Source organism: Enterococcus sp. BWB1-3, assembly GCF_016745275.1.
Classification (GTDB): Bacteria; Bacillota; Bacilli; order Lactobacillales; family Enterococcaceae; genus Enterococcus_L.
The window spans coordinates 51,632-68,173 of record NZ_JADOEP010000012.1; the positions used below are offsets into that span (position 1 = coordinate 51,632).

A 16,542-nucleotide genomic window follows, 5' to 3' on the forward strand; every position below is an offset into this window, starting at 1 on the left:
AATTATTTTGTAAATCCTATTGACGGCAATTTCTAATTCACGTACTATTTGTATAGCTTAAGTTTCAGCAAAAGAAGATTTATGAGATGGAGGGGAGCAATATTGACAGTGGAACGTATACCTTGGGATCAGTATTTTATGGCACAGAGTGTGCTGCTGGCCTTAAGAAGCACGTGTACTCGTCTGGAAGTCGGGGCAACTATTGTGCGGGATAAACGAATCATCGCAGGAGGCTACAATGGTTCTGTCAGCAGTGATGTTCATTGTATTGACGACGGCTGTTATGTCGTAGATGGTCATTGTGTAAGAACAATACATGCGGAGATGAATGCCATTTTACAATGCGCAAAATTCGGTATTCCAACAGATCAGGCGGAAATTTATGTCACACATTTTCCATGCCTGCAATGTACCAAAATGATCCTACAGGCTGGAATCAAGAAAATTCATTACCTGAAAGATTATAGAAATGACCCTTACGCAGTTGAACTGATTTCAAAAGCAGGGGCCGTAGCGGAAAAAGTAACCTTATCCAAAAAATACTTTGCTGAACTTCAATTAGGAGAAGAGGAACTCAGCTCATTTGAAGAGCCTGCTTCAGGAACTGACTAATTATTGGTTTTATCCAATTCTTTTTGCGGTTGCCGGAAATTGTGTGATTCTACAATTTAATAGTATTACCCTGATCTTATGGATATACAGTATCATCCGATTAGTAAGCACAGGAAAACGTAAGATTATTTATGCGGGTTTTCTGTGCAGTTTTTTTACTATTCTCATTTCGATTAATGTTTTGATTAAAGAAGAGGCTGAACAGAAGCTTGTAGGTCCAGTTACAGAAAAAATTCTGCGTATTCATCCTGATAAAATTAAAGTAGATGGTGATCTTTTACAGGTGGAAGGGGACTTGACTGAGGACAGACAGCTGATTGTAAAGGGAACTTACCAGCTGTCCTCAGAACAGGAGCAGCAATTTTGGCTTCATCAGACAGAAATAGCAGAGGTATGTGTATCAGGAAGTTTTGAACTTCCGTCAGGCAAAACAAATCTAAACGGTTTTGATTATGCAGAATATCTTAGACAGAATCATATAAATCAGATTCTGAGAATTGAAAAAATTCATAGTCAAAAAGATGTAAAGGCTCCATTCTTCTCTTTGTTTGAGCAACTGTCCGTAATTCGGAAAAAAGCGTTGCTATATTGTAATGAAGTACTCTATCCAACTACAGCCGTTTACTGTAAGATATTTCTGTTTGGAGAAAGAGCAGGAGATGATGAGCTGAACGAAATTTTTACAAGCTTGGGTATCTTACATCTTTTCAGTTTATCCGGTATGCACGTTGCTTTTTTTGCCAACCTGCTGCGATACACGCTGCTCAGACTGGGTGTTTCTATAGAGACATTTTTCTGGTGGCAGTTGCTGCTTTCTTTTCTTTTCGCAGGACTTACAGGTTTTTCTGTCAGTGTGGTTCGGGCGCTGCTTCAAAGAAATCTTTCAGAAGGCAGCAATCGCTTTCGGCTTCACCTCTCCACATTGGATATCTGGAGCTTGACCTTATTTTTTGCGGTACTCATTCAGCCTTTTCTGCTTTTTACTTTAGCAGGGCAGTACAGTTATTTTCTGTCTTTTTCCATTATTTATTTAAGTGAAGCGCTAAAAACGGTAAGCTCTCCAATTTTTCGGAAATTTCTTTTCTCTGCACTACTTTCTATCTTTACTATTCCGATCTTGGGAATGACTACTTATGAGTGGCAGCCGCTTGGGATTCTTTTAACATTTATTTTACTTCCTTTTTTTGAAAATCTGCTTTTACCGGCTTTGACAAGTGGATTTGTATTGTCTTTTATTTTAAAAAAGACAATACTCAGCCAGTTGCTGGAAATATGCCTCATTCAAATGAACAAAGTATTTGCCAGTATGAGTGAGGAGCAGTTCTTTTCTGCAGCCATTGGAAAGATACCGTTCATTCTTTTTGCGGCAGAAATTATCCTGGTTTTGCTTATTCTGTTTTATCTTCCTGATAAGAAAATAAAGGCTTTAGTGTATACAGGAATATTGGTGTTTCTTTTATTTCAGAAATATGTGCTGCAGTCAGGGATTGTAGCTTTTATAGATGTTGGACAAGGAGACAGTATATTCATTCAGGCTCCTTTTGGTGGTGAGTCAATTTTGATTGATACAGGCGGAAGGATCACATTTCAGACCGAGCCGTGGAGAACTCGTACAATGCAGAAAAGTCCAGCAGAATATACGGTGATTCCATTTCTTAAGAGCAGAGGGGTCAAAAAGCTTGATAAAGTTTTTATAACACACAGTGATACAGATCATATGGGCGACTTGCTGGCTGTTAGTGAAAAAATAAAAATTGAATCTGTTTATTTTTCTGAAGGAGCAGAACAGGATACTGCTTTTTTTCAAATAATTCAAGAAATGGAGAGGAAGGGAACTTCTTTCTATAGCATTAAATCAAAAGCTGATTTACCTGGGGAGTTAGATGTCAAAGTATTAGCTCCTATGGAAGCTGGCGCAGGAAGCAATGATGATTCACTTGTTCTTTATACCAATATAATGCAGAAGCGTTTTTTGTTTACAGGAGATTTAGAGGAGACAGGGGAGAAAAAGTTGGTTGAGGCATTTCCTGCTTTGTCAGCAGATATTTTAAAAGTCGGACATCATGGTAGTAAAACATCAACAACTCGAGAATTTTTAAAGGCTGTCTCTGCGCAGGAAGCAGTTATTTCCTGTGGACAAAACAATCATTTTAACCACCCGCATGAAGAAACACTTGAAAAGCTGAACGAAGAAAAAATGAAGATATATCGAACCGACAAACAGGGAATGATTTACTGTGAGTGGTCATTTTTTTCACCTGATCTGCAATTAAAAACAGTGACAGGATCAGACTAGCTTTTGACACTTGAGAATGTTAGGATAAATAAGAGAAAAGAGGGATCAGATGAGTTTGCAGACAGTATTGAAAGATGTTCGTGAGAGTAAGATTGCTCCGTTATATTTGGTTTTAGGAACAGAAACCTATTTGAGTGAACTGTTCAAGTTAGAATTACAGAATCACTTATTTCAATCAGGAGAAGAGGAATTTAATATAACTTCTTACGACATGGAAGAAATCTCTTTATCTGCAGCATTGGCTGAAGCAGACACGTTACCTTTTTTTGGGGATCATCGGCTGGTTTTTATAGAGAATCCTTATTTTTTAACCAGTGAAAAGAAAGCTGCGCCTGTCGAACATGATATGAAAGAGTTAACTGCATATCTTGAGCAGCCCTCATCTTCTACAGTGGTTGTTTTTCAGGCACATGTTGAAAAGCTGGACGAAAGAAAGAAGATAACCAAACTCCTAAAGAAACAGGCGGTGGTGGTTGATGTTTCTCCAATGGATGAGCGGGCATTAAAAGAGTACACTCAGCAAACTATTAAAAATGAAGGCTATGAGATTCAACCTAAAGCATTTGATAAGCTTCTTTATTTATCTGATTTCCAATTGACGAAGATTATGGGAGAGCTGCAAAAATTGTTTCTTTTTTCTTCTGAAGATAAAAGGATTACTTTGGAGATAGTGGAAGAACTGGTACCAAAATCCTTAGAGCATAATGTGTTTGATCTTACAGCAGAGATTTTGGCAGGCAATAGTGAAAAAGCAATTCAGACTTATCAGGATCTTTTGCTGCAGGGAGAAGAAACGATCAAGCTGACTGCCATCCTATTAAGTCAGATACGTCTGCTGCTCCAGACAAAGATATTGTCTCAGCTGGGCTATCAGCAGTCAAATATAGCCGAAGCATTGAAGGTTCATCCTTATCGAATTAAATTGGGTCTGCAGCAAAGCCGCAGCTTCAAATTACAGAGATTGGAAAAAATTTATGATGAACTGGTGGAAAATGATTTTTCAGTCAAAACTGGAAGAATGGATAAAGAATTACAATTTGAGTTGTTTATTCTAAAGATTTCAGATAAGGTTTTATAGAAAACAAATAAGAAAAAAGTGTTCCAAATAATAAAATCAGTGTTCTTCTGAGTCTGTAAATATCCAGAAAATCACTGATTTTGTTTTGAAGATATATTGTATTTATAGGCCAAAAGAAAATGATTGAATCAATCTAATCTGCCTGCTTATGGGAACTGTTAAAGCAGCTTTTTATCTGAATTTTTCTAAGCCTTCTAATAGTTATATCATTGGAATCGAGTAGAGGGAAAAGCTAACTGACTTTCCGCCCCCTCTCACACCACCGTACAAGCCGTTCGGCATACGGCGGTTCAACTTTATATTGCAGTGTGTACGTTTAGATAATAATCTAAGGCAAAGGGGATTCCTCTTTGCTTTAGTCGTTTAGTGGATAACGCTCTATGAACAACTTTGGATAATCCACTACTATGACCTCGGCTGATTTCTCACGATAAACCTTTTTCGACCGATTTTCTTACTAGGGGACTCCTCAATCGTTCGTGAGACCTCCCAGGGTAAGACAACTAACTTTCTTCTTTTACTCGCCTGATTTACCCGATAAGTTTACGCACATCTTTTGGACTTTGGTTTGTATAGGAACCTTATCCACTTACCGAGCCTTGGTATCAGGTTTCTGTTCGTAGAGCCAAGAATTTGATACACGCTTCCTTCAGCCACATCCTCACGAATGCCACCTTGCGTTTCTCTAGCGATTGGTCGATGTGTACCCTCGCAGTGGACTTTCACCACCTAGGTAGTTGCTATGCTTGGCGCACTACAAAAAAGAAGCTGACTTAAATCAGCTTCTAAAAATCAATTATTTAGCTACTTTTTTGCTTAGGCGAGACTTGTCGCGGTTCGCTTTGTTTTTATGGATCAAACCTTTAGTTTCAGCCATATCAATAGCTTTTACAGCATCTTTATATAATGCATCCACGTTGTCAGCTCCGGCAGCGACAGCTTCTTCAAATTTCTTAATAGCTGTACGCATAGCGTTTGTTTGAGATGAATTTTTAGCATTCGCGTTTGCGTTAGTACGTACACGTTTGATTGCAGATTCAATATTTGGCATTTCTTTCACCTCCGATAAAATAAGGTCTTACAATTCAGGCGAGCCCAAAATGTAATTCAACAGTAATCATTATACCGAATCAAATCATTCATTGCAATAAAAGATGACAAGTTTTTTTCCTTAACAGTAAATTTTTTCATTTTACTATTAGGTTCAGTTCGTTTCTCATCTTTAAAAGTGTAGAAGTAAAAAGTTTAATTATATAACAGATAGCTGGCTGTATATTCCAGAAATTCTCACAGGAGTAACGATTGAATGAGTCATTTCAATTACCACAAATGAAGAAGAGGCAGACTGTTCTCCTACTATATTGCCTGCTGACAGAATGAAAGAACTTCAAAAGGATGTGTAAGCTTAAATAGTTGATGAAAAACTGCTATAATTAACGATGGATATGAAACAGCAATATAATGTTTAAGAATAGTATAAGTATAAAAAATGAGCTGCTTTATCAGGAGAGGCGTATATTTATGAAAAAAGTATTATTAGTTTTTGGTACGAGACCAGAAGCAATTAAGATGTGTCCATTAGTAAATGAATTAAAAAGTCGAAAAAAATTGGACATAAAGGTCTGTGTGACTGGTCAGCATAGGGAAATGCTGGATCAGGTTTTACATGTTTTTAACGTGAAGCCCGATTATGATTTGGCTGTAATGAAAGAAAATCAGACGTTATTCGATGTTACATCAAACATACTTCTTAGTATTAAAGAGGTTTTGGAAAAAGAACGTCCGGATGTAGTGCTTGTTCATGGAGATACAACCACCACTTTTGTTACAGGGCTGGCTTGTTTCTATCTCCAAATTCCAGTTGGTCATGTAGAAGCAGGACTACGTACTTACAATATTTTCTCACCGTTTCCAGAAGAGTTTAATCGTCAGGCAACCGGGTTAATCAGTAAATTTCATTTTGCTCCGACTGAAACAGCAAAGGAACATTTGTTAAACGAAGGGAAGAAAGCGGAGCACATCTATGTTACTGGTAATACTGGAATAGATGCTCTAGAAACGACTGTGACACCTTCATACAAACATGAGGAGTTGGACTGGATAGGGGAGGATCGTCTGATTCTGATTACAGCCCATCGAAGAGAAAATTTGGGCGGACCACTGGAACGCATGTTTAAGGCAATTCGCAGAATTATTGATGAACATCATAATGTTAAAGCCATTTATCCTATCCATCTTAATCCCAAGGTAAGAGAAACGGCAAATAGATACTTGGGCAGAGAGGAACGTATTCGCTTAATCGAACCTTTGGAAGTCGTTGATTTTCATAATTTTCTTGCCAGGAGCTACCTGATCCTAACTGACAGCGGTGGAATTCAGGAGGAAGCTCCGTCTTTGGGGAAGCCGGTTCTTGTTCTTAGAGACACAACGGAAAGACCGGAAGGCATTGCGGCAGGAACGTTGAAGCTCGTCGGAACAGACGAAGAAACCATTTATGCGAATTTTAAAAGGCTGTTGGAAGACCCTGCGGAGTATGAGAAAATGAGTCAGGCGAGTAATCCTTATGGAGATGGGCATGCATCTCAGAGAATTGCAGATATTTTGGAAAAAGAACTGTAAATCTGAACTTCATAGATAATAAAAAGGGTTTTTCCTGATAATGATAGCATATTGAATGAATTAAAACTAAGTTATGCTTCTAATCCAAGAAATATGGAGCCTATCCAGTAATATTACATATATGACTACTGGATAGGTGACGAGCATTTGAAGAAGCGTGGAAGCAAGCTTTTAATACAGGTTTAAAGCTGTTTTGTTCTTGTCATTGAAGTATACAGGTTAACATTTTCTATCATTGAATATCATTTATAAACGATCCTTTATTATAATTTATAGCTTGGTCAGGGTGCTGGGAGAAACTCTTTTTGTTGCTGTTCCAGCAATTCGATTAACGATTTTCAATCAGCTTTCCAGTTATTTGTTCATGAGAACTTGAATCTTTAGATGTGGGAAGCGGAATTGTTTTCAGCAATCTTAAACCGTTCAAAATCACCAGAATGGTACTTCCTTCATGGCCGATAACTCCAAGAGGTAAACTTATTACCTGGAATAAGTTGGATAGGATTAAAAGAAGGATAACTGCTGCTGAAAAAATAATATTTTGTGTAACAATTCGCTTTAATTTCTTGGACAAAAGGTGGCTCATCTGAAGTTTTTCAAGATCATTCTTCATCAAAACCATATCTGCCACATCCATCGCCACATCTGTTCCTTCTCCCATTGCCACGCCTATTGTTGCGTTTGCAAGAGCAGGGGCATCATTAATCCCGTCTCCAACCATCGCATTCACCTTATATTTTTCTTTTTGCTGCTTGATTAAGGCTGTTTTATCTTCAGGCAAACAATCTGCATGGATTTCATCAATAGGAAGGTCTGCTGCCACTGCCTGCGCTGTTCTTAAATGGTCACCGGTAATCATTGTTGTATGGATTCCTTCATTCTTAAAGTACTCTAAGACATTCTTTGCTTCCGGTTTAGGCAGATCCAGCAACCCGAAATAAGCTGCAATTTCTTTTTCTTTAAACAAGTAAATAACTGTTTTTCCTTCGCTGTGAAGTTTTTCAACTTGTTGAATTAATTCGGGTTTTAACGGTTCTTCATCAGAAAAGGATTGCTTTCCAACACGCCAAGTGATGCCCTCAACAACAGTTTCCATCCCAAATCCTACGATGTTATGAACAACCAAGTCTTCAATAATTTTTTCGTTATGATCTTTATAAAAAGACACAATCGCCTGTGCAAGCGGATGGGTAGATTGCTGTTCCATCGCCAGTAATATATCCAAACCATCACGATTTTCTGTCAAAAACAGTGCATCTGTGACCGCTGGGACACCTTTTGTCAGTGTACCAGTTTTATCAAATGCGATTGCTTTCAGATCAGCAATGTTTTCGAGATAAATACCTCCTTTAAACAAAACGCCGTCTTTAGCTCCAGTTGAAATTGCTGCAAGGGTTGCAGGTGTTGCCGAGGCTACGAGCGCACATGGGGAAGCAACGACCAACAGAACCATTCCCCGATAGAAACTCTCATTCCAACTCCAATCTAGAAAAAGGTAAGGAATAAAGATCATTAAGGGAACAATAATCAGTACAATTTTTACATAGATATTTTCTATTTTGTCAATAAAGCTTGCCGTTTGAGATGGCGTATTTTGCGCTTCATCAACGAGTCGAACAATTTTTGCTAAGAGAGTATCGTCACTTTTTTTGCTGACTTCCATGGTAAACACTTCACCCAAATTAATCGTTCCTCCAAACACTTCAGCACCGGCTTGTTTTTCAACAGGAATTGATTCTCCGCTGATTGCTGCTTCATCAATTGAACTGTCCCTTGCTAAAAGGATGCCGTCAATTGGAATGCTGGAGCCTTTTGGGACTAATACATGGTCTTTAAGTTTCAGCTCAGAAACAGGTATTTCAATCGTCTTTCCATCTTCCATGAGTTTCAAGGCAGTTTCCGGCTGCATATTAATCAGATTGGAAATTTCTTTTTTACTTTTGTTTGTTGCGTATTCTTCCAGTGCTCCGCTTAGACAGAAGATAAAAGTGAGCATGGCTCCTTCAAACCAGTTGCCGATAATGCAGGCTCCAACAGCTGCCAGTGCCATTAATAAATCCACATTCAGATGTTTATTTTTCCAGGTGTCTAAAATCCCTTCTTTCGTCTGCTTTGCCCCACCACTGATTATTGCTAAAACAAAACTGATTGGATAGATAGAACTTCCTGATTTTTCTAACAGCAGACCTGTGATCATAAATAGAAAACAAAAAACAGTGGATAATGCTGCTTGTTTTTCTTTTGATAATTTCATCATGATCCCTCCTCATATACAGAGTAGCATAAATTCAATTGCAATTGATAATGAATTCATCTAATTGAGAACGATAGTGGTTATCAATTAGGTTGAACCTTTGTTTTAATGTGTTTTTATTTGTGTTGTTTCTAATTCGTAATGATAATCATTATCAATTGTTAGGATAGGATAAAAAGAACAGCAGAAGGGGAAGGGTAACGGATAAAAAACTTTTTAGTATTTTTTTAGATTTTATAAAAATAATGATTAGCGCACAAAAAAACTCTGAACATGTATTATTGAATGTTCAGAGGTCTCTACTTTTTATGCACCTGCTTGTTGTATCAGCTGTTGAGGCGAAGCGGCAGAAGAAGGGTAGTGTTCAGACTGAAGCTTCCATAGTTGATCTGTCAGTCTTGAAATAGCTTCTGCACCGGTTCCGGAAACTTCTTCTTTTGTAAAAACAGAAAGAATAAATGGATGTGAAGTTTCCAAAATACCAATATCATGAATATAGTTATCGTAAGAACCGATTTTATGTGCGACTTTTCCTTCCGTTAATGAGGTTTCTAAGCGTTCGTGAAAAACAGTCTTTTTCATATAATCATAAATTTTTTGGTATTCAGCATTTTCAGCTTTTTCCTGATAAAGTATCTGAAGGATGGAAGCGGCTTCTTCCGATGTAAACTGGACATCTTCTACATCTGTTTCACGAGAAAAAAAGTATCTGTAAAGCTGACGTTTAGCCTGTTTTTCTCCGCCAAATAAGCTGTACAGCATATTTTTCGCAATATTATCTGAGTAAGTAATATTGTATTCCTGAAGAGTGTTTAAAGAATAGGAGGGTTGAATATTGTTGATTATCTTTCCAGTTCCTTCTTCATAATCTCTTTCTTTATTATAAACAATTTTATCATTCCAGTGAAGGACACCTTCATTAACTCTATCTGCAACCATCATAGCCAGAGGGACTTTAATGGTACTTGCAGTGTAGAATTCTTTGTCGCCATTAACTGACAATTGTTTTCCAGTTGACAGGTCTATATATGTCACAGCGAAATCTCCGGAAAAATCAACAGAAGCTTTATTGATAATCGTTTGTATTTGATCATAAAAAAAGTCCAGCTCTTCAGCATCAACTATTTCAATGGCTGTTTCAGGATTACTTTCCTGTTTTCCTGCAATGGGCTGAGCAGGAGGCTCTATCACTATATCAGGTTCAGAAGTCTGTGTTATTTTCTCTTCTTTTGCATAATCAACTGTATTCGTTGAGAAGAAGTAGGTGAATATTAGAAACAAACAGACAAGGAAAACCACTCCATATAGGCTCATTTTCTTTTTAACCAATGTACTGTCCTTTCTATAAATAAATTGAGACAGTTCCATTTAAACATCTTTACCTTTTTTTTGCAAGGTGAAATTTTGTTATGGAATTTTAAGTTCTATTTAAGTTGGCAGGAATAAAGTAATGATAGTTCCGAAAGGATTATCTAGCTAGGAGGATTTTTATGGATTTTATTAGACGGGCATTGTTAAGTATGAAAGCAAAGAAAGGACGGACATTACTGCTGAGCGCTGTGTTCTCAGCGATTTTAATATTTGTTTTGGCAGGGCTGACTATTCGAAGCGCAGCCTTGACAGCAACTGAAAACGCAAAGAAAAGTGTAGGAGCAACCGTAACCTTGAGTACCAACCGAGAGAGCAGTATACGGAGAGCTGAAAGCTCTGACGGAAGCAGCGAAAGATTTGATCCGGGAAGTTTTAGCGTAACACCGGTAAATCTGGAGGATGCAGAAAAGATTGCTGCATTGGATAACGTTAAAAGCTACTCATTTATTTCTTCATCCTCTGCAGGAGCGACGGATGATATCATACCAATTTCCAGCGAAGACGAAACAACAGATTCTGCGTCAACAGAAACAGCTGAAGGCGGCACGAACGGCTTCGGAGGCGGCGGAATGATGGGTGGAGGCGAACAGACCGGTGACGGTGCTGCAATGATGCAAAGCGATTTTCAGGTAACTGGTGTGATGGATCTATCCATGTATTCAGGATTTTCTGAGGGTACTTCCACTATTGTTGAGGGAGAGGCAATAAGTTCTGCTGATGAGGATACAAATAATGTTGTTATTGAGCAGACATTAGCGGATGCCAATGAATTAAGTGTAGGCGACACATTTACTATTACAAGTCCTGATGACGAAGACACTACCTATGAAGTTACTGTAAAGGGAATTTTTGAAACGTCAGAAAGCGGGAGCAGCATGGGGATGATGTTCAATTTTCTGAACCCATCCAATACTTTGTACAGCTCGTATACATTTGCCAATACACTTAAGGGGGATGATTCAGAAGGGACAATTGATTCAGCAAGTTATAGCCTGACTGATCCTGAAAAAATGGAGGCATTTGTCGAAGAAGCAGAAGCACTGATTGATACTGACACTTTTAGTCTGCAAACGAATGATCAAATGTATCAGTCTATGCTGCAGCCATTAAATAATGTGGCAAGCTTTGCAAGAAATATTGTGATTTTGGTTGCTGTTGCAGGTGTAATTATTCTGACACTGATTGTTATGATGACAATTCGTGAAAGAAGATATGAGATTGGTGTTCTGCTTTCAATGGGTGAAGCAAGGGCAAAAGTCATTATGCAATTTTTTACTGAAATATTTGTTTGTATGTTGATTGCATTAGCAGTTGCCTCTGTTAGTGGAAATGTTGTCGGAAATGTTGTTGGTGAACAGCTGATTCAGCAGCAGACAGAATCAAGTCAGACAGCCGCGAATGGTAATGATAATGCTCAAATGGCAGGTGGAGGTCCAGGAGGTCAACAAGGTAATATGGGCGGTGGTCCTGGCAACTTTGGAAGTCTTGGAGCAAGCTCACAGGAAGCAGCTGCACAAATTGAAGATATGGATATTAAGGTTACTGCAGAACAAATTGCAATGCTGGCTGGAATGGGTCTGATGATCAGTTTTGGGTCAATTCTGTTATCTTCAATTGGAATTATTCGGCTGCAGCCGCGTAAAATTTTGACAACATAGGAGGGGTAAATAAATGTTAGAAACTAAAAATGTAGGATACTGGTACAAACAGGAAGAAGAATATTTATATAAAGATGTGGATCTGGAATTTCACAAGGGGAAGATGTACGCTATTTTAGGTGCCAGCGGATCAGGGAAAACAACTTTTCTGTCACTGATTTCAGGATTGGATGTACCAAAAACCGGAACGATTCAATACAATGGAGAATCTTTAAAAAATATTGGTTTGAGAAATTACCGCCGAAATGATGTATCGATTATTTTTCAGGCCTATAATTTACTTCCTTATATGTCAGCATTGGAAAATGTTCTTACTGCTATGGCTATTTCAGGATTGAAAAAGGATGACAGAAGGGGCCGTGCCCTTGAACATTTGGCTGCAGTCGGTATTGATGAAGCACTGGCAAAGAAAAATGTGACTCAATTATCCGGTGGACAGCAACAAAGGGTAGCAATTGTTCGTGCATTATGCTGTGATCATGAGCTGATTGTAGCGGATGAACCGACAGGGAATCTGGATGAAAAAACATCTGAGGACATTGTTAAACTTTTTCAAAAGGTTGCTCATGAAGAGCATAAATGTATCATTATTGTAACGCATGAACAGGATGTAGCAAATGCATGTGATACAGTGTTTGAACTGAAAAATCAGAAGTTTACCAAGAAGCGTAAAAATAAGGAAGCCAACGAAGCTGTCAGTTGAACAGGCGGAACATTGGAACATCAAAAAGGGAGCAGGAATTTAATTATTCCAGCTTCCTTTGTTTTTTTGTCAACACTTTTTGCAGATTTAAAGCATCTTCTTTCAGCGACTGACCAATCGTTGTATCTCTAACTTTAATGCGATTGTTTTTTCGATCAATGATTTGTCTGCTGGAAACAATATCATCGCTGTTGCGAATCGCTGCTTCTTTCTTTGTAAAAGGCTTGTGTGCTGCCAGATGCATGCCATAGGAGTTTGAAATAAGTGTATAGCCGCCAATTCCTGTAATCTTTTGGTAGGATTTAGAAAATCCGCCGTCAATGACCAGCATTTTTCCATTGGCTTTTATCGGTGCTTCACCATTCACCACTTTTACTGGGGTATGTCCATTAATGATGCTACCCAAAGCAGGGTCAGCATCGAATTCCTTCATTAATTTCATGCAAATCTGCTCATCTTCACGCAATTTATAATAAGGATTTTTTAACTCCGCATGTGTTTCTTTCTCTTTTAGAAAGTATCGTTCAAATGTCTTCATTGCTTTTTTTCCAAAAAGAGAGGAGCCTTCGCCGCACCAGAGATACCAGATAATATCTGTTAGTTCTTCAATTTGACTGTGTCGATTATGGTATGCAGACAGGATACATTGGTTAAAGTAGTCTAACAGCTTTTTTCCTGAATAGGTGTACTTTTTAAACTGAATTGGTTGAAACGTTCCATCTTCATTTAGCGGAATACATCCGTGAATCAGCAAATTATGATTATAATTTAAATACAGAGAGCCTTTTTCAACGAGAAATGACATGTGTTTTTCCAATAGTTTTGATTCTTTAAACTGTTGGGAGAGATCTTCCATAAGCTGATCCTCTTCATTGCTCAACTGATAAGGAAAGTCCATGTTGACTGTTTGAAAACAAGAGTTGACCGTAGAGTAGTTTTTTTGGTTCAATTTGAGGATATTTCCCTCAAGCTTGTCCAGCAAAAGGCGCCCCTCCATTTTAAAGTCAGGTCGGCGTATAATAATTTGTCCCTCAAGTTTCTGTTGAATAATGGTCATAGCCTGCTGAATTAGCATACTGTCGATTTTTTCTTCAGTGCTAAGCTGTCTGTAAGGATTGTTCTTTGGCTGGAAATGCAAATTATCTGTATAATGTTTTCTACTGAAATTGCGTAGTGACTCAAGATTTATTCCATACGAATCTTCAACCAGATCTAAATTGCCGTATCTTGCAGAGATTCTCAGAACGTTGGCAAGACAGGCTTTTGAACCACAAAAAGCACCTAGCCAAATAATATCATGATTACCGAACTGGATATCCACAGAATGATAATTGATCAGCTTTTCCATTATTTTGTCAGGGTAGGGTCCCCGGTCGTAAATATCACCTATTACATGAAGATGGTCCACAACCAATCGCTGGATCAGCTCACAAAGAGCAGCGACAAAAAATTCAGCTTCCTGAAGATCAATAATTTTCTCAATAATCTGTTTAAAATAGTCTTCCTTGTCAGCCTCTTCGTCGTAGGGATAGATGAGCTCTTCTAAAATATAGGCATAATTTTCCGGAAGAGCTTTGCGGACTTTCGAGCGGGTATATTTGCAGGAGCAAAAGCGTACGATGGTTAACAGCTGTTCAATTTTCTGTTGCCAGAAATCGAATGTCAGAATTTGTTCCTCTTTTAGCAAAGCAAGTTTCTCCTGAGGGTAGTAAATCAGAAAGCAGAGGGAATTGATTTCTTTATCTGTCAGTTTTTTTCCGAAAATAATCCTTACCTTCTCTTTGATACTGCCTGAACCATTTCGCAGAATGTGATCAAATGCTTCAAATTCTCCATGAAGATCGCTGACAAAATGTTCTGTCCCTTTTGGAAGATTTAAAATAGCTTCCAGATTAATAATTTCTGCTATTAATTCATTTCGTGTCAGTCTGGTCAACTGGATACGCCTTCTTTCCTGGAAATATTTAGAGATTTGTTTGTAAAAATTTTCTGTTTATTGGGAAAATAAGAGGTTGTGACTGTGACATAAGTATGTCTGACTCCGCTAAAGCCGAATAAACGGTGTTCCAAAGCCCCTCCATGCTTCGAGGATCGGAACGAAGTGAGAACCGTAGACTCAGAAAAACGGATACAGCGTAATGTTTTGTCTCGAGAATCGTTAGACTCGTAGAGACAGCAGTTCTGGAAATAAGGCGAACTATACTGAAAATATGAGTAGCTATTTTCGTATAGTCCGACTTATTGACATAAATCACTACGATTGACTCGTCAGAGTAGATGATGCATGTTACCTACCTGGTTCTTGAGGCAGAACACTTCTGTCACAACCTCAGGCCCTCTTTCTGTGTCTGTTTTATCTTCTTATATCTGGGTTTCTGTCATATTTTCAATTAATGAACAGGTTTCTTCAATTGATTTTTTATCAACATTAATGATGATTGTGTTGTATTTTTCAAAGACTTGATTCGCATAGTTTAATTCTTCCTTGATACGATCAAAGTTTGTATAGGCGGAGTCTCCTTTAAGTCCGAGAGAGTCCAGACGTGATTTTCTGATATCTCTCAGGCTTTCCATAGAAGTTGTCAAACCGATTATTTTCTTCGGATCAATCTGGTCCAGTTCTTTTGGCAAGGCTACTTCCGGAATAAGAGGCAGATTTGCTACTTTGTGATTTCGATTTGCCATATACATGCTTAATGGTGTTTTCGAGGTTCTGGAAACGCCAAGCAAGACATAATCGGCTTCCAGAAAGCCTTTAGAATCTTTTCCGTCATCATAGCGGACTGCAAATTCAATTGCAGCTACGCGGTTGAAATATTGTTCATTTAATTTGTGCAGTGCCCCAGGTTCCTGTAAAGGTGCGATGCCAAATGTTCCTTCAATGATTTCACTGAGCGGGCTCATGTAATCAATAAACTGAAGTCCTGTCCTTCTGGCAAAATTATTTACGAGAGCCACAAGTTTCTTATTTACCAAGGTCGTAACAACAATTGCTTTATCATGTAATGCATCTTTTAAAATCGGCTGCAGCAAATCCTCTTCAGTAATAAAAGGGAAACGTTGAATATCTCTCATATCGATATCTGGATATTGCGCTGAAACAGCTGAAATAATTTTTTGAGCAGTTTCCCCTACAGAATCAGAGATTAAATAGATTTTTACACTGTTTTTTTCCATAATAGTTAAACACTCCTAATAATTTTCATTTTCAATATCTTTACCTGCCAGGATAAAATATTCCATTAGTTTGGTTTTTGTTAATTTGCCGACTACTTTTCCCGGTTCTGCTTTATCAACTACCGGCAGTGTGTCCACACTGTGCTGAAGCAGAAGGTCGCCGGCTTCCAAAATAGTGTGTTCTCCGGTTATTGTAGTGATATTCGGCATTCGGGTCATTATTACCGCAACAGGTGTTTTTTCAGTATGAGGGTTGCTGATCGCTGCACGCAGTAAATCTTTTCGAGACAGCAGACCGATTAATTTTTCCTGATCATCTTTTACATAGAGCGAACCGACATCATACATAAAAAGATTGGTTACTGCATCGTAAATGGTTGTTGATTGGGGAATCAGTAGAGGAGGAATCATGATATCCTTTACTTTTTTTCTATAGAGTTTTTCGTATAGAAGCGGTTCTACTGTCTGTCCTGTGTAAAAATAACCTACTTTTGGTCTTGCATCGAGTAGACCAGTCATTGTTAAAATAGCTAAATCGCTGCGCAGAGTAGCTCTGCTTAAGCCTAATGTTTTTGCGATTGCTTCTCCGCTGATCGGCTCATTATTCTTTACGATTTTAATCATTTCCAGCTGTCTGGAAGTTAATTGCATAGTTGATAACCTACCCTCTTAAATGTGACATACTATATATTATATATAGGGGCATAAATAAAATCAAGTCAAATCTTCACTCGTCATAAAAACTGTTGACAGGGAATGTGACACACTATATAA

At 38.2% G+C, this 16,542-nt stretch carries 12 protein-coding genes; 6 read left to right on the forward strand and 6 right to left on the reverse strand.

Annotated features, from left to right (window positions below):
• Window positions 1-108: 108 nt before the first annotated feature.
• The 3 genes from IW492_RS09865 to holA are packed head-to-tail and all read left to right on the forward strand — an operon-like array spanning window position 109 to window position 3,986.
• Entirely contained in the window at window positions 109-612 is a 504-nt protein-coding gene (locus IW492_RS09865) for a ComE operon protein 2 (RefSeq protein WP_202067499.1), read from the forward strand.
• Window positions 584-2,908, forward strand: coding sequence for a DNA internalization-related competence protein ComEC/Rec2 (locus IW492_RS09870; protein ID WP_202067454.1), 2,325 nt, complete (start codon window positions 584-586; stop codon window positions 2,906-2,908). The genes IW492_RS09865 and IW492_RS09870 overlap by 29 nt, the downstream gene beginning before the upstream one ends.
• 49 nt (window positions 2,909-2,957) lie before the next feature.
• Window positions 2,958-3,986: a DNA polymerase III subunit delta gene (gene holA / locus IW492_RS09875; RefSeq protein WP_202067455.1), complete on the forward strand. Its 1,029-nt coding sequence runs from the start codon at window positions 2,958-2,960 to the stop codon at window positions 3,984-3,986.
• 796 nt (window positions 3,987-4,782) lie between these two features.
• Here the strand turns inward: holA and rpsT are convergent.
• Entirely contained in the window at window positions 4,783-5,037 is a 255-nt protein-coding gene (rpsT, locus tag IW492_RS09880; protein WP_202067456.1) for a 30S ribosomal protein S20, read from the reverse strand.
• Window positions 5,038-5,507: 470 nt separating this feature from the next.
• Between rpsT and wecB the strand changes: the two genes are divergently transcribed.
• Window positions 5,508-6,605 (forward strand): non-hydrolyzing UDP-N-acetylglucosamine 2-epimerase, encoded by a 1,098-nt coding sequence (gene wecB / locus IW492_RS09885; RefSeq protein WP_202067457.1) that lies wholly within the window; start codon window positions 5,508-5,510, stop codon window positions 6,603-6,605.
• A 328-nt stretch (window positions 6,606-6,933) separates the two neighbouring features.
• Here the strand turns inward: wecB and IW492_RS09890 are convergent, their stop codons facing one another.
• Together IW492_RS09890 and IW492_RS09895 are read right to left on the reverse strand one after the other, a co-directional pair.
• The gene (locus IW492_RS09890) at window positions 6,934-8,859 is read right to left on the reverse strand and encodes a heavy metal translocating P-type ATPase (RefSeq protein WP_202067458.1); all 1,926 of its coding nucleotides are present in this window, start codon (window positions 8,857-8,859) and stop codon (window positions 6,934-6,936) included.
• A gap of 306 nt (window positions 8,860-9,165) precedes the next feature.
• Window positions 9,166-10,188: a serine hydrolase gene (locus IW492_RS09895; RefSeq protein WP_202067500.1), complete on the reverse strand. Its 1,023-nt coding sequence runs from the start codon at window positions 10,186-10,188 to the stop codon at window positions 9,166-9,168.
• Window positions 10,189-10,349: 161 nt separating this feature from the next.
• On the opposite strand from IW492_RS09895, the gene IW492_RS09900 reads away from it, so the two are divergent.
• Together IW492_RS09900 and IW492_RS09905 are read left to right on the forward strand one after the other, a co-directional pair.
• Window positions 10,350-11,888: an ABC transporter permease gene (locus tag IW492_RS09900; protein ID WP_202067459.1), complete on the forward strand. Its 1,539-nt coding sequence runs from the start codon at window positions 10,350-10,352 to the stop codon at window positions 11,886-11,888.
• Between the two features lie 13 nt (window positions 11,889-11,901).
• Complete coding sequence (locus tag IW492_RS09905) at window positions 11,902-12,591, forward strand: ABC transporter ATP-binding protein (protein ID WP_202067460.1); 690 nt, start codon at window positions 11,902-11,904, stop codon at window positions 12,589-12,591.
• A 43-nt stretch (window positions 12,592-12,634) separates the two neighbouring features.
• Here IW492_RS09905 and IW492_RS09910 read toward each other — a convergent pair whose 3' ends face one another.
• The 3 genes from IW492_RS09910 to IW492_RS09920 form a co-directional block, all read right to left on the reverse strand.
• Window positions 12,635-14,527, reverse strand: a complete 1,893-nt coding sequence (locus tag IW492_RS09910; RefSeq protein ID WP_202067461.1) for a fructose-1,6-bisphosphatase — start codon at window positions 14,525-14,527, stop codon at window positions 12,635-12,637.
• Between the two features lie 425 nt (window positions 14,528-14,952).
• Window positions 14,953-15,768 (reverse strand): pyruvate, water dikinase regulatory protein, encoded by an 816-nt coding sequence (locus tag IW492_RS09915; protein WP_202067462.1) that lies wholly within the window; start codon window positions 15,766-15,768, stop codon window positions 14,953-14,955.
• A gap of 15 nt (window positions 15,769-15,783) precedes the next feature.
• Window positions 15,784-16,419, reverse strand: coding sequence for a helix-turn-helix transcriptional regulator (locus tag IW492_RS09920; RefSeq protein ID WP_202067463.1), 636 nt, complete (start codon window positions 16,417-16,419; stop codon window positions 15,784-15,786).
• Between the last annotated feature and the right edge of the window lie 123 nt (window positions 16,420-16,542).

Excerpts from the sequence above, each read along its gene's own strand:
- holA (WP_202067455.1), top strand. The coding sequence starts at position 2,958 with ATGAGTTTGCAGACAGTATTGAAAGATGTTCGTGAGAGTAAGATTGCT.
- rpsT (WP_202067456.1), bottom strand. The coding sequence starts at position 5,037 with ATGCCAAATATTGAATCTGCAATCAAACGTGTACGTACTAACGCAAAC.
- wecB (WP_202067457.1), top strand. The coding sequence starts at position 5,508 with ATGAAAAAAGTATTATTAGTTTTTGGTACGAGACCAGAAGCAATTAAG.
- IW492_RS09890 (WP_202067458.1), bottom strand. The coding sequence starts at position 8,859 with ATGAAATTATCAAAAGAAAAACAAGCAGCATTATCCACTGTTTTTTGT.
- IW492_RS09900 (WP_202067459.1), top strand. The coding sequence starts at position 10,350 with ATGGATTTTATTAGACGGGCATTGTTAAGTATGAAAGCAAAGAAAGGA.
- IW492_RS09905 (WP_202067460.1), top strand. The coding sequence starts at position 11,902 with ATGTTAGAAACTAAAAATGTAGGATACTGGTACAAACAGGAAGAAGAA.
- IW492_RS09915 (WP_202067462.1), bottom strand. The coding sequence starts at position 15,768 with ATGGAAAAAAACAGTGTAAAAATCTATTTAATCTCTGATTCTGTAGGG.
- IW492_RS09920 (WP_202067463.1), bottom strand. The coding sequence starts at position 16,419 with ATGCAATTAACTTCCAGACAGCTGGAAATGATTAAAATCGTAAAGAAT.